This window comes from Microcoleus sp. B4-C2 (assembly GCF_036705265.1).
In the GTDB taxonomy this organism is placed as follows: Bacteria; Cyanobacteriota; Cyanobacteriia; order Cyanobacteriales; family Microcoleaceae; genus Microcoleus.
In genome coordinates, this window is record NZ_JAUBUB010000021.1 from 42514 (window position 1) to 66189 (window position 23676).

Below are 23676 nucleotides of genomic sequence, written 5' to 3' on the forward strand. Positions count from 1 at the left end.
TTGCTGCTTGCCTAGGTTAGCATAGTTGAGATTTTGGTAATCTGGTCTTGGGCGCGGTTCGTTTTACCCCTGTCGGGAGTTGCGATCGGGGCTGGTATAATGCCCGATTAGTCATTAGTCATTAGTCATCAGTCATTAGTCATCAGTCATTAGTCATCAGTCATTAGTCATTAGTCATTAGTCATTAGTCAACAGTCAACTTTTATTCGGTAACAGGTAACACTATCTCAAATTGAGTTCCCTCTCCCTGATGGGAATTCACCTCAATTGTTCCGCCGTGGGTTTCGACTACAATCTGGCGGGCGATCGCCAATCCTAACCCAGTGCCTTTTCCTACTGCCTTCGTTGTGAACAGATGGTCAAAAATCCGCTGTTTCACTGCTTCGGTCATGCCCGCCCCGTTATCGGCAATCTGAATTTTGATGTGTCGATCGCCCGACTGACTGGTACGAACTGTGATACAGTGGGGATTGGCTTTCAGAGCCTCGAAACTACCTCCTTGGCTTGATTCTTCTAGAGCATCGATCGCGTTAGCAAGCAGGTTCATAAAGACTTGGTTCAGTTGACCGGGAAAGCATTCGATTTGGGGGAGATTGCCGTAGTCTGTGACGACTTCGATCGCAGGATGGTGTTCGTTGGCTTTCAGCCGATGTTTCAAAATTAAGATGGTACTGTCAATGCCCTCATGGATATTAAAGGGAACTTTGTAGTCTTTATCGGCCCTGGAGAAGGTGCGGAGGCTGGTGCTAATGCCGCGAATGCGATCGCACCCCACTTTCATCGACAACAGCATCTTTGGCAAATCTTCTAAGGCATATTCTAAATCAATATTCTCAGCATCTTCTTCAATTTCCTCGCCGGGATTTGGCAGTTTTTCTTGATATAATTTTAAGTGACCAATCACATCTTTGATCGTGGTAGTTGCTTCCTCAATATTGCCGCTAATAAAGCCCACAGGATTATTGATTTCGTGGGCTATTCCTGTGACGAGATTACCCAAGGTGGACATTTTTTCGCTTTGCACGATCTGTAACTGTGCTTGCTGCAACTCAAGGAGCGATCGCTCTAATTCTTGTGCATAAGCTTGAGATTGTTGGTACAATCGAGCATTTTCTAGAGAGATAGCCGCTTGGGCGCACAAAAGTTGAATGACATCAGTGCGCTCTTCTGTAAAGGCACCAATTGTCAAGTTATTTTCTAGATATAGCAACCCAAGTAATTTACCCTGATTTAAAATTGGCGCGCACAGCACACTTTTCGGCTTTTTCTGCACCCAATACTGATCGGCAATAAAATCGTTTTGTACTGCTGCATTATCCAAAACGACAGTTTTCCAAGTCCGCTTAACATAGTTGACCACAGCAGCGGGAACCTCGTCGCTGGCTGACAGCGGTACAGATATTGAGATGACATCTTGATGGAAGGAGGCTACAGCTTCGATCGCGAGATTCCCATCCTTAAGCAACAGGAGAACTGCTTTTTTTGCCCCGGCATTTTCCATCACCACAGACATCAGTCCAGCCAGCAATTTTTCTAATTGAATTTCACTCGATAGAGTTTGGGAGGCTTTGAGAATAGTCGCGAAATCGAGGGCTTCGTAAATACTGCTACTGCTAGATAGAGTTGTGTGCCAAGTTTGATGTAAAATTGACGATTTATTGCTTGTTTGGAGGCGAGTTTCGCTGCTTCCAAAACGATTTTCTCTTGCCTGCAATATGGGAGCAAGAAGTTGGGGATAGCGTTTTTCTAAGTCATCGATTTTGGCTTTCGCACCCCAGCGAGCGTAGCAGTAGTAGGCTTCTTGCATATAAGCTTGCGCCACTTTTTCTTTGCCCCAGTCGAGGTAGAATTTAGCTGCTAGTTCGTTAGCGAGGGCTTCTTCTTGGATGTATTCGTTTTCTTTGGCTCCAGAAATAGCGCGATCGTACATTTCAATAGCTTCTGCCCTCTGTCTGGCAAGTCGGTATTTCTCTGCTTCTACCAACTGCCACTTATGCAAATAATTCATGGGGGCGTGTTCTGCCCAATGCTGCAACTTCCTTTGATTTTCCTGAACTCGTTGCAACGAAGTTTCTAACTCCAGGGCTGTTTCATTATCCGTAGGGGCCGTGCCCCCGTGCCGGCCCTCTTGGTCTGACCTGCCGATCGAATCGTCTAGGTCGGGGGTAGGCACGGGGGCACTACCCCTACAAAATTCATGTTTTTGGTGAGAAGGAAACAGCCCTGTTTCTAACTCCGTCTCGGACTCAGGAGTGGCAAGGGCTATGAGTGAGTCATAGAAATATAAACCAGCTTCGGAAGTATTTCCTACACTTCCCGCTATATACTGTCTTGCTCGATCGATATCTACGGAGGCCCGAGCAATGTCTTCCAGCAGGAATCTCAACGTTGCCCTGTACAGATAGAAGCTGCAGAGTCGGTACAAATCGTTAGTGGCAAGCGACTCAGAAACCAGCTTCTCCTCATCGCCCTTTTGTTCAAAGGAAATCTCAAACTTGTTTGGATTACCCAATAAAAACAGCGTTGTTTCCAAAAAAAGCGAACAATAATTTGCCGCCGCTAGTTGGTTGAGGTCGAGTAATTGCTGACGGTATGCCCGAATTTGGGGCTCAAGTTCTGCCAAAGGTTGACCGCAGCAGTAGGAATTTAGACAAAATCCATGCCCATGATGCCCGACAAACTCTAGATGGCCTGTTTCTAGTCCGGCTTGATAGCCTGCCTGAAGAATGGGGAGGGTTTCCCGCAAATGCGATTTGCGATGGTACAAAAAGACTCCGATCGCAAAAAAAGTTGCAGAGCGAATATTTTTGGCATCCGCGCCACTGGCAAGACGATAAGCTAATCGGCCAAATTGAGCGGCTACCGTCACATTTTGTAGAAAGTTGTTGAGAAAAATGCCATAGCAGCTATAGCTAAAAGCTGAAGTACGACTGTTGCCATATTGGATAGATAAATTTACCTGTAAGGCAGCCACCAGCGCAAACAAAGACGAACCAACCAGATAACAAACTGACACCATAGTTGCCGCCACTTGCATGGTAGCCAGCTTTTGGGCATCCACCATCGCTGGCAGATCGAATAACTCTTCAATAGGTCGATCGCCGATCGAGCTATTAACTTCCTGCACTGCTTGCTGAATATCTTCTGAGGTAGCGCTATCGGGCAATTCAACTCCTAATTCTTTGAGACTCAACAAACCGATAGCAATTGCTTCTAAAAACTTGTTCTGAGACGATAATGCCTGAATTTTGACGATGTAAACCCTCACTCGCTCTAGGGGAGTTCTGGTATGATGAATCACAGTGTCAATCCACTGATTCATCTGCTCAAATTCGCCACAGAGTGAAGCCACTTCTGCGGCTATTTCGTACAAGTTCAAAGTCATCTGGTACTGTCGTTGCCAAGCGCTCTCTCCAAGCAAATTTAGCCCGATCGCAGCATAATCGCGAGCAGCTTGATAAGCAGTAGCGGATCTGGCTTTGCGGCAAGCCGTGAGGTTGAGTTGTGCCAGATGGGATCGTTCTGTTTGGTCTTCAATCAGCGCAATACCATAATTCAACTGATTGACGACTGAAAAAATTTGCTCTTCTATAGCTGCGGGTGAAATTTGCTGGATCAGCAATTGTCCAATCTGATAGTGAGCACGCGCTCGCTCTTGTTCGGGAATTAAAGAATAGGCGGCTTGCTGAACGCGATCGTGCAAAAACTTGTAATTCACCACCTCCGAATTTTCTGTTTCCTCCCGTCTTTCTCGCCCCATATAAAACTTGTATATTTCACTTTCAGGCAGGATTAACCCCTCTTGCAAAGCCTTCCACAAATCCGCCGCCGTTTCCGTTTCCAATTGCTCGGAAACAACTGCCAAAGTCCCCAAATCAAACTGATTTCCAACACAAGCAGCCAACTTCAACACATTCTGAGTCGCTGGCGGCAATTTTTGCAACTGCAACGCCATAAACTCGACCACATCATCCGTCAGCGCTGCCTCCCGAACTCGCACAATATCGCACTGCCAATAACCAGCAACCCGGTCAAACTCAATCAGCCCATCCTGATGCAGTGCTTTGAGAAACTGTGTTGCAAAAAAGGGATTTCCCTGGGTTTTTTGTGCCACCAAATCCGCCAAAGGTTTTGCCCAAGATGGATCGCAATTGAGCGTATCAGCAACCAAATGATTTAGACTTTCTGAAGTCAACGGTTCCAGCGTAATAGTATTCACTGTTGCCCCAGCTTTGACGGCTGCATCCAGTGTCAGCATCAACGGGTGCGCTGCAAATACTTCATTATCTCGGTAGGCACCAATTACTAATAAATAGCCGGTTGCTGACTCGGAAACCAGCAGTTGCATTAACCGCAGGGAGGCGGAATCGGCCCACTGCAAGTCATCCAAAAACATCACCAGGGGATGTTCTGGTTTTGTGAACACCTTAATAAAATTTTGAAACAGCAAATCCCACCGATTTTGGGCCGCCGTTCCTGATAATTCTAGTGCGGGTGATTGTTGGCCAATAATTTTTTCGAGTTCGGGAATTACTTCAATAATGACTTGTCCGTTATCACCCAGTGCTTGCAATATTTGAGTTTGCCATTTTTTCAACTCCTCGTCACTTTCGCTCAACAATTGTCCCATTAAGTCTCGAAATGCTTGCACAAAAGCTGAGAAAGGAATGTTGCGATTAAATTGGTCAAATTTACCTTTGATAAAATAGCCGCGCTGGCGGACAATTGGCTTTTGAACTTCATTCACAACTGCCGTTTTTCCAATTCCAGAAAAACCACCTACTAGCATCATTTCAGTTCGGTCACTACTGACGCGATCGAAGGCTTCGAGTAGGGTTTCTACTTCTGTTTCGCGACCGTAGAGTTTTTCTGGTATAGTGAATCGATCGCCCACATCCCTCAGCGCGATCGTAAAACTCTCTATCCTACCGTTTGCTTCAAGTTGCTTCAAACAAAATTCTAAATCGAATTTCAGCCCCAACGCACTCTGATAGCGGTCTTCGGCATTTTTCCCCATTAATTTGCTGACAATCTCCGAAAGTACGGGCGGGATTTCAGGATTGATTTGATGCAGTGATGGTGGTTGCTTAGCAATATGACAGTGTACTAATTCCATCACATCGTTGGATTGAAACGGCAATCGTCCCGCCAGCAATTCGTAAAAAGTTACGCCCAAAGAGTAAAAGTCACTGCGGTAGTCAATGCCGCGATTCATCCTTCCCGTTTGTTCGGGAGACAAATAGCCGAGTGTCCCTTCCAGCAGGTTAGGATTCATCAGGGTTTGAGTTTCCCTTGGTAGCAAAGATGCAATACTAAAGTCAATGAGTTTGACTTGTTTTATTTGGGGATGAATTAAAATATTGGCGGGTTTAATGTCTTTGTGAATTATCCGGTGGCGGTAGAGTATATCTAATATATTGCTCAGGTCGATTCCCACTTGCAAAAACTCATTCAGAGTCGGCCCCGTTTCTCCTTGTTCCCTCCATTCCTTCAGAGAAATTCCCCCAAAGTCTTCCATTACCAACGCATAGCTGTTGTGGTAGGTTTCCAAGCTGTAGGTTTCGATGATTCCGGGCAAGTTGAGGTTTTTGGCGATCGTGTACTGATTACGAAATTGCACCAGTTCGCTGAAGCTGGGATAATTATTCCGCAGGACTTTGATGGCGACGGGCTGTTTATCGCTAGTGCGGAAAGCTCGATAAACTAGGGTGCGAGTTCCTGAGTAAATGCGATCGAGAATTTGATAACCTGTCAATGTAAAATTTATACTTGCCATACTTTGATTCTTCCCGTCCTCAGCGGGCTATTTCCACATTAGCAGAAGCCAATACAGTTTCCCAGTCCAGTGATTGTTAAATTAATATGACATAGAGCGCTCAACATTTGTGATGGGGATCACTGAAATACACTTTTAAAACTGACCCAATCCTATTTTTATTAAAAATTAAAGAGCCTCATCCATATTGGAATAGTGAATAATAAACTAACGCAGCCGAGACCGATCGCTGTTACGGCTAATTCGCGATCGAGATTGAAAGCTTCTGCCAACAACGTAGTACCAAAAGCAGGAGGCATCGCCATTTGCAGCACTAGCACGAGTCGCGGCGCGCCCGCGATGCCAAAAAACGTTAATCCCGTGCCAATTACCAAGGGAATAAACAGCATTTTAATCGCCAGACAAGCCAAAACTGGTTTGAGGTTGTGCAAGGAATTCAACTTGCTCAACTGCATCCCGATCGTAATTAAAGCTAAAGTAATTACAGTCCAAGCGCCTGTTGTTAACAATTCTGCGATTTGTGCCGACAGCGGCAAGCTGCGCGAGATAAATCCTAAACCAAAAGCCCACAGTGCCGGATTCTGAAAGATTGCCTGCAGGGGTGTTAACCAACCCTGACGGCGATCGCTTTTACCGCAGTGAGAAGCAATAGCAACTCCCAGTATATTCATTCCCATCGTAGTGCCTAGCAAGTCGTAAAACAACGCCCAGGCAAAGTGTTCCGAACCTAATAAGGACAAGGTGACGGGAATGCCTAAAAAACCCGTATTACCCAGCATCGTTGCCAATAAAAAGCTGCCTTGAGTGGGCAAACTCCAAGCGCTGGTGTGTTCCGGGCTATTTTGGGCGATCGGATTAAGAGTCTTGAAACGTTCCTCGCCAACACCGAAATTTATCAAAATCCCAGCGAGTCCTCCACCTGCTAGAATTGCCGCCCAAGCTATCAGCGGCGCCATCCAAATAGCGCCCGACAAATTGGCGCTGCGGATAAAAGCAACAATGCTCAATGGCGTGCCAAAGAAGAAAAGAAACTTCGCTAAATATGTAGAATAGCTTCTTGGTAGCAGGCGGCCGAGAATGAATCCCAACGCCACCCATCCGATTAGATTTAGATAAAGTTTGAGCAGCGGATTTTCTAAATAAAGCATGATTTACTAAATATTTACTAAATATTTACGCAGATCCACTACTTTTGCCAAAAAAGCCCACCTTTACCCTACCGCCGCAGTTTTCCCTTGCACCGCAGCGCTCAATATTAATGTTTATTCAGCCTCCCAGATAATTTTCCAGACAGGCCTTGACATCCACAGAAGCGCGTGTCATGATTAAGTTGATGAGTAAGTCAACATAGGTGAAAACTATGGCACGGCAAGCAAAACAATCATCTCAAGTCAAAAGTTCCAGCAGCCAAGCAGCCTCCAATACTCGCACCAAATTTACCCTCTACAATTTTGCCGGAAACGCAAAGGCATTCTATCTAGTCGATCGCATTAATTTAGAGAGAACACCAGGCGATATCCCAGAAAAATCCGTCGCTCACAGCATCATCATCATCGATCGTTCCGGCTCAATGTATTATGACTTAGAACCGCTGAAAGAAACCCTAATCAAGCTTTTGACCTTAGACGAATACAACAATTACCAGCTAATTATCAGCCTCATTTCCTACGCTAGCAATGGGGACGTAATTTGTCATTTCCAGCGAATTCCCATTCAAGAAGTGCTGAAGTTTGACTCTCCATACATCAAAGAAATTCAAAAAATTCACACGGCTGGCAGTACCTGCATATCGCAGTCGATGCAACTCGCTAAATCTCTGGTTAAAGCGGGAGAAATGACAGCGATCAATTTGCACACCGACGGCTATGCAAATGACCCAAGTGCCAATTCCGAAGCTGCAAAACTAGGGGAAATTTGCGAAGAACTCAAAGACATGGATGTGTTTGCCAACACGATATCCTATGCCTCTGCTGACTTCAAACTTCTCTCCAAAATCGCTAACACATTATCGGGAAATTGTATCCGCGCGGGCGAAGTTAAAATGGTTTATGATGCTCTTTACGACAGCACAAAACTGTTAGGCAGTTCCGTTGCACCGCCGCTGGAAGAACCGTTAATTAAGGAATATGATTATCAAGTTTTTGTTTCCAAAAGTGGCAAGAAAATCAACGGTTCATCGAGTACGCTGAAAATCTGCGGGCTGAAAGCAGACGATCGCGGACTGTTTTACAAATATCAGAAAGTCGCCAAAGATGAGTATGACAAATTAGATGTTCCCGTTGCTCAAACTGATGAGTCATTCGATTTTAGATTTTAGATTTTAGATTTTGGATTGACCCCAGGGATAAATGCGGGGGCAATAAGTGATTTTCGATTTTCGATTTGGGATTGATTCCACGGATAAATCACGTGGCGGGTACCACCTTTGAAATTCGTGGTCGGTGTTGGCTTTTGCGAAAGCTAACCTCGCTGACGGCAATTTAAATACGGCTAAGTATGCGCTGGCGAGCACCTTCGACGCTACTTTGACGGAAAAACACGCGAAAGCTTTGACAAATGCCCAAATAGCCGAGTTTACGGAAGATTTGGAAGAGGCTGTTTTTGCGCCTGATGTGTTGAAAAATCATGAAATTGGCGATCGGGTAAAAGTCAGCGATAAAATTTCCCTGCTGGAGTTAATCAAGATATTGGAGGAAAACAGCAACAGCATCATCATCAACTTGAAACACTTGCAAGAAAATTATCAGCGAAAAGGTTTGAAGCGAATTGAAGAAAAGCGAGACGAAAACGGCAACCTTGTCAAGCCTTGGCTGAAAACTGAATTCTTAGATGGTGGCGAATACGTGCAAATGGGTTCATTTGCCATCAATCAAAATACCGCTACCATCAATATGCTGATTACCCGAAAAGCTAAGCTGGTAAAAGTTGAGGATGAAACTTTAATCGCCGAAGTGGCGGGAATTCTAGTTACAGACCTCAATACTTTCAACAATTATACCATTGTCAGCGACGGCGAAGTTAATATTAAGTCGCTGCGAACCAAAATCAGCAGCAAACCTGTGTTTGATTTGCTCAAAAAATGCGGTCTCCTTGAAAAAGACGGTTCGCCCGTGCAATAATTTGACTTCCGTTCCGAGTACGATATTAAGTTAGAGACTTTGCCCCTCGTGCCTTTTGACGGGCGTTACGGCAGCCTTGACGGAGTGTTTGAGGAACTAGCAGAAATCAAAATTCTCTCTAGCATTCTCTCGGCTCATTTGAAGGAGGAATCTGAGGCTTACACTGCGGAACAATTGGAAGAATTGAAACAGCATTATCTGTCAAAAAGCCTTTACATCAACTTTCCGACGACGACGGAATACACAGATTTAAAAAGTGCGATCGCCAACGGTTCAGTAGATTCGCGAGTCAGCTACAAAATCGACATCGGCAGCAAAAACATCCTCAACTTCGGCAAGTTGCACTCGGCCAACAAATTTCTCGATCGCCTTTATGAAGTTTACCACAAAAACACGGGCGAAAAGCTAGCAAAACCGACATTTGACATCACATTAGATGAGCCTGTTGTCTTCGCCCACAAAACGCTGTCATCCCGAACAAAAATCACCAAAGTTGACGACTTGATGAAACTGATTTTCGATGAGTTTTTGGGGTTGGAGGATAACGGAATTGTTAGCGCTACTTTAGCCAAAGTGGGTGCAGATAGTTTGCTGCGCCTTTTGCAAGCGAAATGGCAGGGAGAAGATGTCAAGCGAGACGAATTTGTCGCTGCTTTAGCTAATGCGAATGAGCGACTGGAAGCTTATGCTGAAAAAGCGTACAGGGAAAAAGTTTCACCGCTGGTTTTCTATATCGGTTCTACCGGACTTATCCCGGATGAAATGGAGGCAAAAGCGGCGACTGCTGAGGAAATTAATTCTAAATACGGCAACTTGCAATTTTCTAAGGATGAGCAAGAGGGGATGTTTTTTGAATTGGGAGATTGCATTATTAGCGTGTATGCTAAGAATGAGTATTTCACTGTAGGGAAGTAGGAATTAGGGTGGGCTTTTGCCCACCTTGGTTAAATATTTTTATTGGAAGGGCGATCGATTCCACGCCGGAGATTTTGCTGAGAGTTGACCAAGAATTTCAAAGGTGGTACCCGCCACGTAATTTATCCGTGGAATCAATCCAAAATCTAAAATCTAAAATCCTCAAGCCCCCGAATTTATCCGTGGGTTCAATCCAAAATCCAAAATCTCAAATCTAAAATAGAATGACTGCTTTACTGCATCAGTTTGTGGAAATTATTAATAGGGCGATCGCAAGATGATTGGGAACATCTCAAATTTGCAAATAGACTGCTAAGCTGTGGCGCATTTAAATTGTATATTCAGGGCGGGCGGGACGCCCATCCCACAAGAACCATCACGCATTCTAAGTTATTTAATTCTCATTCCATATCCGTTATTTTTCGATAAAATATATTGCAAATCGACTTTTTACATCTATTGAAGAGCTGGAGTATTTATTGCAGATCCTCTTAAATGAAGGACAATTAATAATTAAATGGGGTCGCCAAATCAAAAACAAGGGTAATGCTTGTATAGTTTAAATATGCAACAGCTTATCTCAAAAAAAAATAGGCTAGCCATATTTCACAGCGCCTATCTCTATCCAAATTTTAATGGTTCCCCGCAACGCCGTCTTACCTCAGCTTTTGACCTGGTATTTTACCAGGTGGGTACCGTTGGCTCGGACTTAAAGTTTCTGGGTACAAGCCCAGTTTACTGCTGTCCAAACATCTTGATTCCCGAGAGTTAAGAGTTATAGATCAAAAAAACATTATTGGCAGTCACCAACGTCGCAGTAGAACCTTTATTAAATATATACCAACTAACCCGATTTTGGCAAGCTTCGAGCAATTTAACTTGCATACCAGATGGATTCTACGGTTTGAGCGATCGCCTCTACTGACGATCGCCCCTGAGCCACCAACTCCGCGTCGAGCACAACTGTAACGTGACCGAGTTTGCGGCCCGGACGCGATACTTCCTTACCATACCAATGGACAAAAGCACCACTAATTTGTGCCAGTTGTTGTCTTTTTGCTAAATAATCGGACTGGGCAGACTCGTAGCCTAGCAAATTTACCATGACAGCGCCTGCACATTTCAGAGCCGAATTACCTAAAGGCAGTTGACAAACTGCGCGCAAATGCTGTTCAAATTGGGAAGTTTCGCAAGCATCGATCGTAAAATGTCCCGAGTTGTGGGTGCGGGGTGCAATTTCATTGACTAACAGCTTATTATCGGCGGTTAAAAATAATTCAATGCCGAATACGCCGACAGCTTGCAAACTGTTGAGGAGAGTGCGGGCGATCGCACAAGCTTCATTTTTCACCTCTAAACTAATATCAGCGGGCGCAATCACCAGATGACAAACCTGATTTTGTTGCTGAGTTTCCACGATCGGATAAATCGCAATTTCCCCATTTGCCGATCGAGCTGCAATCACAGCCAACTCGCGATCGAACGGCACAAACTCTTCCACTAGCAAAGACTGACCTTGGAGTTTAGCACGAATTGACTCAAAACTCCCCCGATCCTTAACAATAAAAGTACCTTGGCCGTCATAACCGTGGCGGCGAACTTTGACAACAAAGGGAAAGTCGATCGATCCAGCATCTGAGTCTCCTGCAATCTGCACGCTGTCGGAAACAGAAATTGCCGGAAAGTCGATCGTCACCGCCTTAAACAATTCTGGGGGCAAATCCGCGCTGCAATCCCATTCCCAAAACCTCGGAGTTGGTAAACCCAAACCTTGTAAATAACAGCGCTGAACGTACTTATCCAACAAAGGAGAAAGCGACGACAAACTCGGCTGAAATAACACACCTTGCTCTTCTAGCGACCGCAAACCATCCAAATCCACAAACTCATTTTCAAAAGTAATAACATCGCAGCCAGCCGCCAATTGAGCCGTAGCCAAAACATCATCAACAGCAGCCAAAACAGCACCAGCAGCAACAGAAACTGCCGGGTCAGTAGCATGGGGAGTTTGTACTACCAATTCAATACCGATCCCCCTAGCAGCATCCCCCATCATCGAAGCTAGCTGGCCGCCACCGACAACGCCCACCCGCTTAAATTTGGCAGACGAACTAGCAGCGGTTTTATTTGATTTCATGTGAGTAAAATTCCCCAGAGTCAACCTGCCTATCTTATCGCTATTTGGCCCTGGTTCAATTACAGTAATTGCAGAGTTAAAAGCCAAAAAATAGTTTGAATTGCAGGATTAAATCGAGGCAGAACCTAGAAAAATTGGACGGCTAAAGTCTTTAATTATTGCACGCTCCCAGCCATTGAGAAACCGCAGTCGAACCTCACTCCTCCAGAAAAGTGCCACATCTAGCAATTCCCTAGCGCCAAGCATGGCATAATTGACAGCACTGCAAAAAGCAGATAGACAGACGCCAACACTGAAAATCAGACATTCAGGGAACACAATTTATAGGTGAGGATACTGTGAAAGTTTTAGTTGTGGGAAACGGAGGTCGCGAACACGCGATCGCAAAAAAACTGCTAGAATCTACGCGGATTAAACAAGTATTCTGCGTACCGGGCAACGGCGGCACAGCTACCACCCCAGGCTGTCAAAATCTGTCGCTCAACATCGACGACTTCCAAGGCATCGAACGCTTTGTGATGGTCAACAACATCGGATTAGTCATCGTCGGCCCAGAATTGCCCCTATCGCTAGGCATCGCCGACTATTTCCAACAGCGAAAAATGATGATTTTCGGCCCCACCAAAGCCGGCGCCCAAATTGAATCCAGCAAATCCTGGGCCAAAGAACTGATGCTCGAAGCAGGCATCCCCACACCCAAAGCTGCCGTATTTACAGACGCAGAAGCAGCCAAAGCATACGTTCTGGAACAAGGAACCCCAATAGTCATTAAAGCAGACGGACTCGCATCAGGCAAAGGAGTCACCGTTGCCACCACCGTCAAAATGGCTCACAGCGCCATCAACACCATTTTCCGAGGCGAATTCGGCACCGACAACATCCGAGTCGTCGTCGAAGAATTTTTAACAGGTCAAGAAGTCTCGATTCTCGCCCTCACCGACGGCATCACAGTGGAACCTTTGCTGCCGGCCCAAGACCACAAAGCGATCGGCGAAGGCGACCAGGGAGCCAACACCGGCGGTATGGGAGCCTACGCCCCAGCGCCCATTGTCACCCCGGAACTCATGGAAAGGATTCAAGAAGAAATTCTCGAACCCACCCTCTCCGCACTGCAAAAACGCAAAATCGACTACCGGGGTGTACTCTACGCAGGTTTAATGATTACCCCCGACGGAGAACCCAAAGTCTTAGAATTCAACTGCCGTTTCGGAGACCCCGAAACTCAAGCGGTTTTGTCACTGCTGGAAACGCCTTTAGAAGATTTGGTGCTCGCCTGCTGTCAGCAGCGTCTCGGTGAATCTTCTATTCGCTGGAAGTCGGGGGCCTCTGTTTGCGTAGTTTTGGCTTCTGGGGGCTATCCTGGAAGTTATCAAAAAGGCAAAGTTATTACAGGTATCGAGGAAGCTGAAGCCAAAGGAGCAGAAGTCTTTCACGCCGGCACCCAGTTGAAGCACCAGCAGTTGGTGAGCGACGGCGGCCGGGTTTTGGGCGTCACCGCAGCGGGAGAAACTTTGGAACAAGCTATCTCCACAGCTTATGCAGCAGTTGATTGCATCCAATTTGAAGGCGTCTACTGCCGTCGGGACATCGGTCGCCGAGCTCTGGGCGATAAAAATTAGGAATTGCGACATCGACCGCCATCCGAAAGCCAAGCAATCTCAATGTAGAAATGTAACAATGAAGTTTGGTATCTCTGCGGTGGCGGTAGCGGACAAGTCGCATCAGAAAATTTTATCTGAAGCCAACTGAATTTATCTTGCTTTTAATATTGAACGGGTGAACTGGTGAAATGCTGGCCATACTAAACAAAATCGGAGAAATTATTGCCCGCTGGTGGTCGGATTTTACCCTCCAGACCCGCCTGATGGCCGCTGCTACCCTCGTAGTGTCGTTAATTATGAGTGGCCTGACATTCTGGGCCGTGAATACTATCCAGCAAGACGCCCGACTTAACGATACTCGTTACGGCCGCGACCTCGGCCTGCTGTTGGCAGCAAATGTGGCGCCGCTGATTGCCAACAACGATCGCTCCGAAGTCGCCCGCTTTTCCCGCCAATTTTACAGCAGCACCTCCAGCGTCCGCTATATGCTTTACGCAGACGAAGCGGGAGATATTTTCCTGGGGATACCATTTTCGGAATCCGAGGTGGAGACTTCCCTGACACTGCGCCGCCAGATCAAACTTCCCGATAATTTTGTCGCCGATATTGAGGCGAGAAATTTAACTTCTTTGCCTTTGGTGCGGCAGCATTTGACGCCAGATGGAGAAGTTACCGATGTATTTGTGCCGTTAATTCATGAAGACAAATATTTGGGAGTTTTGGCGATCGGCATTAACCCAAATCCCGCAGCAGTTATCTCTTCAAATCTGACTAGGGATGTCACTTTAGCAGTATTTGTGACAATTTGGGTAATGGTAATTTTGGGAGCTGTATTTAATGCCCTGACAATTACTCAGCCGATCAAACAATTAGTCTTCGGGGTCAAAAACATTGCCAGCGGGAATTTTAAGCAGCGAGTTGACCTGCCTTTAGGGGGAGAATTGGGCGAGTTAATTGGCAGTTTTAATGAAATGGCCCAGAAACTCGAAAGTTATGAAGAACAAAATATTGAAGAACTGACAGCGGAAAAAGCTAAGTTAGAAACTTTGGTATCAACGATTGCTGATGGCGCGCTTTTATTAGACGCAAATTTGCAGGTGATTTTAGTTAATCCGACGGGGATGCGGATTTTTGGATGGGAAGGCAAAAATGCGCTCGGAGTAAATGTTCTCAACATTTTGCCTTCGGAAGTGCAGCAGGAGTTGGCTAGACCTTTGCAGGAAATAGCTGCGGGCGATCGCGACGGCGGCGAATTTCGCATCTCGATGAGCGAACCAGTTAACCGTACAATTCGCATTGTTTTAACTACAGTCATTCTGCACAAAGCGCCCGGTGCCGAACCGCTGTGCAAAAGCTGCATCCGCCATGAGGAAGATACCTGTACCGAACCACAACGCCCGCTAGCTGTAGAGTGTACTTTCTACGAGCAAACCTCCAAGCATCAAGGTTCAGGAAATTACCGAGAAAGTCTCAAAGGCATTGCAATGACAGTGCAGGACATTACTCGCGAAGTAGAACTAAATGAGGCTAAAAGCAATTTTATCAGCAATGTTTCTCACGAATTGAGAACGCCTTTATTTAATATCAAATCTTTTATCGAGACTCTCCACGAGTACGGAGAAGACCTTCTAGAAAGCGAGCGCAGGGAATTCCTAGAAATTGCCAATCGAGAAACCGATCGACTAACTCGTTTAGTTAACGACGTGTTAGACTTGTCGCGACTGGAATCCTGCCGAGTTTATCACTTGGAGGCGGTTGACCTCCCGCAAGCTGTCGAACAAACCCTGCGGACTTATCAGTTAAATGCTAAGGATAAAGGCATTGAATTAGAGCAAGAAGTTGACCCGTATTTGCCACCTGCTTTAGGTCATTACGATTTGCTGCTGCAAGTATTTGCAAATTTAGTAGGAAATGCCTTAAAATTTACTCAGTCCGGCGGCAAGGTGGCAATTCGAGCGTATTTGCTAGAGCCGGAGGCGTCCACTCACAAAGACGGTCAATCCGGGAACCAAAACTTGTCACCGGATGCCAAACATTTTCCGGTAGTGCGGATCGAAATTTCTGATACGGGAATTGGCATAGATCCTGAAGACCAACAAGCAATCTTCGATCGCTTTTTCCGGGTAGAAAACCGAGTACACACTTTAGAAGGAACGGGATTAGGTCTTTCTATTGTCAGAAACATTATTGACAAGCACCACACTAAAATTAATTTAGTTAGCGAAGTTAATGTGGGTACGACTTTCTGGTTCGACTTGGCAGTTTATCAGCCGAAACAAACACTAGAGATGGAAAATTCTTGGCCAGTGGAAGCCACGGTGGAGAGTGAAACAATTGCGAGTCATATTAAGTAAGCCCACTTAATTAAACGTAAAACGCGATCGGTGTTAAAGCCCCGACTTCTTTAAGAAGTGGGGGAGATGCCTATTCTTTGTAAAGATTCTCCTAATAGGCCTGACCAAACGCTGACATCATCAGTGTGGATTATCCTTAGCTGTCCTATCTAAGCTCAATTTTACCGATAAAACTACATACCAACACCAATAAGTACCAACCCCCAATAGTCCCCCCTCTGTCAAATTGGTCATTAGCATAAATGTTAATAAATACAAAGGCAAACCTGACTCTGGAAAAGTTCCTTTAACTAGGTACTTTATACCTCTAAATATATTATTCAAGAATGACCCAATAAACAACAAGAGTCCGGCCCAACCCAGTTCGCAAAGTATATCAATAAAACCATTGTGAGAGTGGGGTGGCACAAAACCAGTTTTAGCTACTACAATTCCGTAAGCGGGATTTTCCGAGCGACGCCACCACTGCCAAAATCCTTGTATTCCATAACCAAATATGGGATTGTTTTGATTAATTCGATCAATAATTAAAGGCCAAAAATCGGTTCTACCTGTTAAAGTCATATCTTTTTTCAAACCATCCACAATAATAGCCTCTAAATTATTTAATACCAAAATACTTATACCTATACTACCGACCAAAAATAAGATAAAGCAGAGAAAAGCCCATTTTACAGGTAATTTTTTTAAGAGGGCTAAATAACTCCACAAACTGATTAATACCACTGTCAAAATCCGACTAGCACCACTACAACCTTTTTGCAATCCTACTAAAGCTATTAAAGTTATAAATAATGATAAATATCGATACTTACGATCCTTAAAAGCATATAAAAGCCATAAAGAAGCTGTATTAGCCATTTGAAAAGAAAAAGGGTTTTTATGACCTAAAACTCCTGTCCAACAACCGTCCGGCGCTGCATTTGTTTTCACAAGTGACCATAAAGCTAATAAACCAGTTAGCCATCTCAATAATCCATAAATTTCTAACCAACTATACACTTTCCCTACATAAATAGAAGCCAGTGTTACTACCCAAATAGCAAAAATAGCCCTAAAAGTAATTTCAGGAGTTTGTGACCACAAGCCCGATAAAGTCATAATCAACAAAAACAAACCTAAAAAAATGTCTCCTGCTATCCATTTAATGCACATAGAAACTGTTTTTTGGGTAGTTTTAGTTAAGCGGGGAAATAGCATTAATATCATGCCCCCATAAATGGCAATTTGAGCAATCATCGTTGGGGGTGTAGTTTCTAAGTTGTAGAAAACGTTAGGATGGAGTTTGGTAAAGGGCATTGCCGTGATCCCCGAACCACCAGTGATGGTAAAAAAAAGTATGCCCACAAAAATCTTTTCTAATGTGCCACTCAATTTCGGATGGCGTGCAGCTAAAATATAAATAGTCACAAACACGATAAGCGTTAAACACAATAGCATCAACGCAAACATCGGCATTCTTAAAATATCTTTCATGGCTTTACCTCTATCATAAATTTGTTACTACCTATGAAATGGCTTACTCTCCGTGCTTTACAACTGCCACTGCTGGCGCTCGTACTCACTCTCTCCTACCCTCAAACCAACCTCGCTCAGTCGCCAGCCCCCGCAACAAGTATTAATACTGATTACTATCTAGGTGGTGGAGACAATATTAAAATTGATATCTACGATCTGCCTCAGCTTAGTGGGGAGTATCAAATTCCCGCTGGGGGAGCTATTCAAATCCCCATTATTGGTAGTGTTTCCCTTCAAGGATTAACTTTAGAACAGGCAGCCCAAGTTATCACTAGAGCTTATGGTAAGGTCGTAAAAAGACCTTTAGTTACAATCAGCTTACAAGCTGCCCGCCCGCTTAATATTTGGTTATCGGGTGAAATAAGTCGTCCGGGCTCTTACTTATTACCCCTAGCTAATGGAGGTGGAACTAGACCATCGATTCAGTTTCCCACGCTTCCTCAAGCTTTAGAAAAAGCTGGGGGTATTCGAGCTAGCGCTGATATTCGACGAGTAATTGTGCGGCGTCGGCTTACGGCTAACAAAGAAATAACTATCACTTATAATCTGTGGGATTATTTACAAACTGGTCAGAGCAGCCAAGATATCACGTTGCGAGATGGAGATCAAATCTTGGTTCCCCCTCAAGAAACCATTAATTTAGCAGAAACAAATCAACTTAGTGAATCTAATTTTTCTATACCAGCAGATCAACCCCGTACTGTCTCAGTATTCGGAGAGGTGAAGCGTCCGGGTAGATATGTAGCCATTGGTGGTGATACCCGAAATGGTGAAAGAACCAGCGGACAACCGACCATCATTCGAGCTCTACAACTAGCTGGTGGCATAACATCAATCGCTGATATTCGGCAAATCCAACTCCAACGTTATACTAGAAGTGGCCAACAACAAATTAGAACTATTAACCTCTGGCAATATTTGCAAGAACAAGATACCTCTCAAGATACTATACTACAAGAAGGGGATATCATCTTTGTCCCGACAGCGACGGCGATCGACCCCGGAGAAGTTTCTGTTCTAGCTACTGCTAGCTTTGCTCCGGCGACTTTGCAAGTAAGTGTTATCGGAGAAGTCAATGCTCCGGGTGGACTCAAATTACCTCCTAATACTACCTTAAATCAAGCAATTATGAGTGCGGGAGGTTTTCGACCAAATCGCGCTAACTCTAGATATGTGGAACTGATCAGGCTAAATCCTAATGGCACGATATCTCGATCGCAAGTATCAATTAACTTTAATCAAGGAATCGACGCTCAAAGCAACCCACTGATTCAAGATAATGACATAATTATAGTGGCACGATCGAGGACTGCTATATTCGTAGACAACATTAATACTGTTTTCTCACCAGCTAGTAATATTATTGGTGGAATTCTCGTTCCCACCCGACTGATAGAGCTACTCAGACTATTCGGAAATTAGGAATTAAATAAGATTCTTGCTATGGATAAAAAACTGTTGTCTTCCATCAAAAATGACCTTAATGGTCAATATTTGTCTGCTCCCTCCGCTAATTACCTAGCTAGTACCCCAGCAGAGGATGACCAAGTTCTTGATATGAATTGGGTACTAGCTGTCATCAAACGTCGCCTTCTGGTGATGGGCATAGTAGCTGCCAGCATAGCTACTTTAAGCGGTAGTTTCGTGCTCAGGGCTGCCAAAAACTCTATTACTGAGTATGAAGGAAAATTCACAGTTTTAGCAGAACCGATTACGGCTGACGATCGGCTATCAAAACTATTGGTTCAAGCTCAAAATAACAGTTTAGGCATCACAGACTTGAACAAAATTAAATCATCAGCGGAAGACGGTTCCTCGGTGGATTATCAAAGTTTAGCGCGGGTTTTAAAAAGCCCAGAAGTGTTACTACCATTAGTCAATAAATTGCAAACAAAATATCCAAAGTTTGACTATAAAAGTCTCAGTAGCCGCTTGACTATCCAACGTATTACTTTCTTGCGAGATGGGAAGCAGGGTGGTACTAAACTCATAGATATTAGCTATCGCGATCGAGATCCAAAGCGCATCCAATATGTGCTGGATGAAACTGCAAAATATTACCTAGAATATATGGATAAAGAGCGTTTGAAAGTTAGCAAACAAAGTATTGATTTTATAGATAGACAACTGCCCCCACTCCAGCAGAGAGTCGATAAATTGCAACAAGAATTACAAATGTTAAGGCTTCAGTATAACTTTAATCAACCCGAACTACGCAGCCGCAGCCTATCAGATCAGCTCGATAATTTAACTAATCGTCGCCTAGAAGTGCAAGCACAACTGGCAGAAAGTAGGCTTCAATATGAAAGCTACAAAAAAAGAGCGTTAACGGGCGATAATCGTTGGATTATTGATATTAGCCCCAAATCCTATGAAAATTTAATTAGCAAAGTAAATGAAATAGAGTCGCAATTAGCTTTAAGCTCTACTCAATTTTATGAAAATAGCCTTCCCATTCAATCTTTGCGGGAAAAGCAGCAAAGTTTGCGTGATTTAATCAAAAAAGAAGCTGATATTGTCCTCTTGCAGATGCAATCACAACTAAAACAGTTGGAAGCTCGCGAGCGATTGATAACTAATAGCCAAAATTCACTGCAAGCAAAAATCACTCAAATGCCTCAAGCTCAACTTCGCTATGATGACATACAATTAAAACTAGAACTAGCTAAAGATAATCTCAAACTCTTCCTCGAAAAACAAAAAACTTTACAACTAGATGCTGGTCAAATTGATGGCTCTTGGCAAATTATATCTAAACCACAGTTAATCACAAACGAAAATGGTGATTTTTACCCAGTAACAGAAAAACCAACCCGTCGCCACCTAGCCATTGCGATCGTTATTAGCACTTTACTAGGCATTGCTATAGGTTTCCTAGTAGAAGTTTTAAATACTGTTTTCCATACTCCCGAAGAAATTAAATCAGCAACTAAACGCCCTATTTTGGGAGTCATTCCGATCGCCAAAGCGATGAAAATTAAATCTGGTCGAGGTGAACGTGTTCCAGCTAAATTCACTAGCGTAAGTTCAAATACTAACAGTGCAAGCTTAAAACGAATAATAGTTTCAAATTACAAAGATTTTCCTGTAGTCGAGGCATTTCACTACTTATACACAAATATTCAATTATTAAATGCTGAACACCCAATAAGTTCTTTAACCATCACTTCGACCATTAAAGGTGAGGGTAAGTCCACTGTAGCACTTTATTTAGCTAAAACTGCTTCTGCTGTTGGTAAACGAGTATTATTAGTGGATGCTAATATGCGTGTGCCTCAACTGCACACATATCTTGGCTTATCAAATATGAAAGGTTTAAGTAATGTTTTAAGTTCTGATTTAAGCTTAAATGAGGCTATTCAGCGATTACCCGACGATGACAATCTTTTTGTCCTGACTGCTGGTACTATTCCCTCAGACCCAATTACATTACTTTCTTCGAGAAAGATGCACTATTTAATGGAACAATTTCTAGCGTTATTTGATTTAGTGATTTACGATACGCCACCTTTAATTGGTTTAGCAGACGGCCATTTACTAGCGTCTCAAACTGATGGTACAGTGCTGATAGTAAAAATAGAAAAAACCGATCGCGGCATGGTAAGCAAAGCTTTAGATCAACTAAATGTAGCAGATTTTAAAGTATTGGGAGTAGTAGCTAATGGGGTTAAGTAACGAACGCTAAAAATGGAGTTAGATAGCTACAGGAAGAAGTAAGACAATTTTGGCTCTTTAATTTTGGATTGGCGAGAGGTATTAACTTACTAGATAGGGGTTTGGAGTTAGCCTATAGTGGGATTGTTTTGGGAAACGGGTAGAAGAAGTCGATGTAAAATCCCAAATAAGTAAATCAACTTAGTTAAACGTAAAAAGATCGCACTCTTACCACCCCGACTTCTTTAAGAAGTCGGGGTGGTAATTAGATCAAGACTTAAGAAAGAGTCTTTCTAGCACGTTCCGATCGCTCTTCTGCAGTCTCCATAACATCCGCCATCTTATCCACCATTTCCCCTGGGTAATTTTCTAGTACCCGCGTAGAAAGTGAAATTCGGCCACGACTTTCATCGAGGTCAAGCACGATCGCTTTCAGGGGTTGACCGGGAGCAAACACCTTGCCAAGGTTATCAATATATTTTTGGCTGACTTGCTTGATGTGCAGCAAACCGCTAACTCCTTCCAAGTCCACAAACACGCCAAAAGGCTTGATGCTGCTGACTTTTCCTTCCACCAACTGACCAATTTGCAAGTCCTTGAAAGCATTCGATTGAGTGGCCATCCGCTGGGAAAGTACGAGTTTTTCCCGTTCGCGATCGACCTCCAAGAAATTAACGCTCAAAGATTGACCGATCAGCGATTCTAGGTTATCGCGATCGACTAAGTGCGATCGGGGAATAAAACCGCGCATTCCCTGAACATCTACAGTCACGCCGCCCTTATTTGCCCCAGAAACCCGCACCTGAAGAACTTTACCGGTTTCCTGCAATTCGACTAAATCTTCCCAAGCTTGCTGAATTTGTAACTGCCGCAGAGACAAAGTAACTTGGCCATCGGCATCTTGTTCGCGGATAATCAAAAAGTCCCGTTCCTCGTCCAGGGGAACCACTTCCGACAAATCCGTTACTGTTCTCAAAGCAGCCTCTTCGATCGGCAAAAAAGCCGAAGACTTGCCGCCGATATCAACATACGCGCCGTTTGAGTCGTACTCGAACACTTTGCCGCGCACTACTTGTCCCTTCTGGAACTCGTAATTGTGCTGTTCGAGGGCTTTAGCAAAATCATCCATTGAAAAGGATGGTTTTGCGCTTTGAGAACCTGTAGATTTGGAATTCATGTCAGTTTAGTTGTCAGTTGTCAGTAATTTAGTTGGCAGTCGTCAGTAGAAAAAAATTTCCCACTCTCCCCATCTCCCTATCTCCCCATCTCCCACTCTCTAAGCTGGTTGAAGTTGCTGATGAAATAGCTGCTTCACCTGCACCCACGAGTCGGCTGCTGCCGTAGCGTCGTAACTGCCGCGGTGGTCGCAGAAGAAGCCGTGATCGGCATTGTAGCGGAAAATTTGGTGAGAAATACTGTGTTTTTGCAATTCGGCGGCGATTTGGTCAACTTGTTCTAAGGGAATGCTGGGGTCTTGAGTGCCAAAAAAGGCGTAGAGAGTGCCTTTAATGTCTGCTGTGCGGGCGATCGTGGGGGTGCCGCCGCCGGGGGTTTGGGTGGCGATACCGGCGCCGTAGAACGACGCTGTAGCCTTGATTTCGGGCAATGTAGCGGCAAGGTAGGCGACGTGTCCTCCAAAGCAGAAACCAATGCAGCCAAAACCTTCTGGTTTGACAGAGGGTAGAGTTTTGAGGTAATCGATGGTGGCTTGGATATCACCGAGAAGTTCGGAAGCTGTGGTTTTTTCTTTGTATTCTTTGCCGATTTGGATGGCTTCGGGTGTGTAGCCGGTTTCAAAGCCGGGGGCTTGACGCTGGTAAATGGCTGGGGCGATCGCCACATATCCTTCTTTTGCTATTTTTTCAGTAACTTCGCGGATGTGCGAGTTGACGCCAAAGATTTCTTGAATCACGATTACTGCGGGAAATTGCCCTGGGGAGGCTGGCTGGGCTAGGTATGCAGCTATTTGCAAATCCCCGTTAGGAACTGTGATGTTTTTGGTGCTAATTTCGGCGTTTGTCATCGGGAGTTTTAAGGTAAATGCCACTCTACTTATTTTAAGTTAATTTGGGAATTTTGTATGCAATTTGCCAATAATATTTTTCGGAACCGCGAAGCGTAAAACCGCAAATATGGCAGGTAAAAATTCGCTTATTGTTGAAGGTTTAGGTTTGGCTGAACAAGTTGGGGCAAATCACTCATAGGAATTAATTGGGGATTCAATTTCGGTAAAATATAAGTTGTGTTCTGTGATTTTCTAAAGCATATATTTTGATAAGTCTACGACTTTGCAGCTTTTATATGGCTTTTTCGTGAGATTTTAGAGATAAGTGTCTAAGTCGTTAGCTGTTGAATATGAGCTAATTTTTTTTGATAGATCGGAGTTGTTTTTTAATCGCTTTGCTTTCTGGTTGGCGGAATAGTTTGAGGAGATTGATGGAGGCTAGGACTCAAGTCTAAGTTACGATCGCCACGCCGAAGAAAGTCATGCAACCAGTTGAGGAGATTGATTCCGGCTAGGACTAATACCAATTTAATATGAAGCTGCATAGAATAAAGCTTCAAGAATGAAAGTGTAAGAAGATAGTGAACTGATTTCTTC

14 protein-coding genes, 1 other RNA gene and 1 pseudogene are annotated in these 23676 nt (G+C 44.2%); 8 read left to right on the forward strand and 8 right to left on the reverse strand.

Annotated features, from left to right (window positions below; translation table 11 throughout):
• Positions 1-202: 202 nt before the first annotated feature.
• Complete coding sequence (locus QUB20_RS09480; RefSeq protein ID WP_333247916.1) at positions 203-5776, reverse strand: AAA family ATPase; 5574 nt, start codon at positions 5774-5776, stop codon at positions 203-205.
• Between the two features lie 161 nt (positions 5777-5937).
• Positions 5938-6924, reverse strand: coding sequence for an AEC family transporter (locus QUB20_RS09485; protein ID WP_333247914.1), 987 nt, complete (start codon positions 6922-6924; stop codon positions 5938-5940).
• 212 nt (positions 6925-7136) lie between these two features.
• On the opposite strand from QUB20_RS09485, the gene QUB20_RS09490 reads away from it, so the two are divergent.
• The 4 genes and pseudogenes from QUB20_RS09490 to QUB20_RS09505 form a co-directional block, all read left to right on the forward strand.
• Positions 7137-8093, forward strand: a complete 957-nt coding sequence (locus QUB20_RS09490; protein WP_333247912.1) for a hypothetical protein — start codon at positions 7137-7139, stop codon at positions 8091-8093.
• A gap of 124 nt (positions 8094-8217) precedes the next feature.
• On the forward strand, positions 8218-8895 hold the full coding sequence (locus QUB20_RS09495) for a hypothetical protein (RefSeq protein WP_333247910.1): 678 nt from the start codon (positions 8218-8220) through the stop codon (positions 8893-8895).
• A gap of 39 nt (positions 8896-8934) precedes the next feature.
• Positions 8935-9810, forward strand: a complete 876-nt coding sequence (locus tag QUB20_RS09500; protein WP_333247908.1) for a hypothetical protein — start codon at positions 8935-8937, stop codon at positions 9808-9810.
• 428 nt (positions 9811-10238) lie between these two features.
• Positions 10239-10373 (forward strand): annotated as a pseudogene (locus QUB20_RS09505) (IS630 family transposase); the annotation flags it as partial.
• Positions 10374-10446: 73 nt separating this feature from the next.
• Here QUB20_RS09505 and ssrS read toward each other — a convergent pair.
• Positions 10447-10634: non-coding RNA, 6S RNA (gene ssrS / locus QUB20_RS09510), on the reverse strand.
• A 50-nt stretch (positions 10635-10684) separates the two neighbouring features.
• Complete coding sequence (locus tag QUB20_RS09515) at positions 10685-11947, reverse strand: 5-(carboxyamino)imidazole ribonucleotide synthase (RefSeq protein ID WP_333247906.1); 1263 nt, start codon at positions 11945-11947, stop codon at positions 10685-10687.
• A 338-nt stretch (positions 11948-12285) separates the two neighbouring features.
• On the opposite strand from QUB20_RS09515, the gene purD reads away from it, so the two are divergent.
• Positions 12286-13566 (forward strand): phosphoribosylamine--glycine ligase, encoded by a 1281-nt coding sequence (gene purD / locus QUB20_RS09520; protein ID WP_333053696.1) that lies wholly within the window; start codon positions 12286-12288, stop codon positions 13564-13566.
• A 170-nt stretch (positions 13567-13736) separates the two neighbouring features.
• Positions 13737-15902, forward strand: a complete 2166-nt coding sequence (locus QUB20_RS09525; RefSeq protein ID WP_333247904.1) for an ATP-binding protein — start codon at positions 13737-13739, stop codon at positions 15900-15902.
• Positions 15903-16022: 120 nt separating this feature from the next.
• Here the strand turns inward: QUB20_RS09525 and QUB20_RS09530 are convergent, their stop codons facing one another.
• Positions 16023-17378 (reverse strand): O-antigen ligase family protein, encoded by a 1356-nt coding sequence (locus QUB20_RS09530; protein WP_333247902.1) that lies wholly within the window; start codon positions 17376-17378, stop codon positions 16023-16025.
• Positions 17379-17411: 33 nt separating this feature from the next.
• Between QUB20_RS09530 and QUB20_RS09535 the strand changes: the two genes are divergently transcribed.
• Positions 17412-18842, forward strand: coding sequence for an SLBB domain-containing protein (locus QUB20_RS09535; protein WP_333240006.1), 1431 nt, complete (start codon positions 17412-17414; stop codon positions 18840-18842).
• 21 nt (positions 18843-18863) lie between these two features.
• A complete protein-coding gene (locus QUB20_RS09540; RefSeq protein ID WP_333240008.1) occupies positions 18864-21095 on the forward strand; it encodes a polysaccharide biosynthesis tyrosine autokinase in 2232 nt (743 codons plus the stop codon).
• A gap of 256 nt (positions 21096-21351) precedes the next feature.
• On the opposite strand, the gene QUB20_RS09545 is transcribed toward QUB20_RS09540, so the two are convergent.
• The 3 genes from QUB20_RS09545 to QUB20_RS09555 all read right to left on the reverse strand — a co-directional run.
• A complete protein-coding gene (locus QUB20_RS09545) occupies positions 21352-22251 on the reverse strand; it encodes a S1 RNA-binding domain-containing protein (RefSeq protein WP_333053701.1) in 900 nt (299 codons plus the stop codon).
• Positions 22252-22350: 99 nt separating this feature from the next.
• The gene (locus QUB20_RS09550) at positions 22351-23097 is read right to left on the reverse strand and encodes a dienelactone hydrolase family protein (protein WP_333247899.1); all 747 of its coding nucleotides are present in this window, start codon (positions 23095-23097) and stop codon (positions 22351-22353) included.
• 368 nt (positions 23098-23465) lie between these two features.
• Positions 23466-23676, reverse strand: a 211-nt coding sequence (locus tag QUB20_RS09555) for a hypothetical protein (protein WP_333247897.1), incomplete at its 5' end; no start/stop codon positions are given.

Excerpts from the sequence above, each read along its gene's own strand:
- QUB20_RS09480 (WP_333247916.1), bottom strand. The coding sequence starts at position 5,776 with ATGGCAAGTATAAATTTTACATTGACAGGTTATCAAATTCTCGATCGC.
- QUB20_RS09485 (WP_333247914.1), bottom strand. The coding sequence starts at position 6,924 with ATGCTTTATTTAGAAAATCCGCTGCTCAAACTTTATCTAAATCTAATC.
- QUB20_RS09490 (WP_333247912.1), top strand. The coding sequence starts at position 7,137 with ATGGCACGGCAAGCAAAACAATCATCTCAAGTCAAAAGTTCCAGCAGC.
- QUB20_RS09515 (WP_333247906.1), bottom strand. The coding sequence starts at position 11,947 with ATGAAATCAAATAAAACCGCTGCTAGTTCGTCTGCCAAATTTAAGCGG.
- QUB20_RS09525 (WP_333247904.1), top strand. The coding sequence starts at position 13,737 with ATGCTGGCCATACTAAACAAAATCGGAGAAATTATTGCCCGCTGGTGG.
- QUB20_RS09530 (WP_333247902.1), bottom strand. The coding sequence starts at position 17,378 with ATGAAAGATATTTTAAGAATGCCGATGTTTGCGTTGATGCTATTGTGT.
- QUB20_RS09535 (WP_333240006.1), top strand. The coding sequence starts at position 17,412 with ATGAAATGGCTTACTCTCCGTGCTTTACAACTGCCACTGCTGGCGCTC.
- QUB20_RS09540 (WP_333240008.1), top strand. The coding sequence starts at position 18,864 with ATGGATAAAAAACTGTTGTCTTCCATCAAAAATGACCTTAATGGTCAA.
- QUB20_RS09545 (WP_333053701.1), bottom strand. The coding sequence starts at position 22,251 with ATGAATTCCAAATCTACAGGTTCTCAAAGCGCAAAACCATCCTTTTCA.
- QUB20_RS09550 (WP_333247899.1), bottom strand. The coding sequence starts at position 23,097 with ATGACAAACGCCGAAATTAGCACCAAAAACATCACAGTTCCTAACGGG.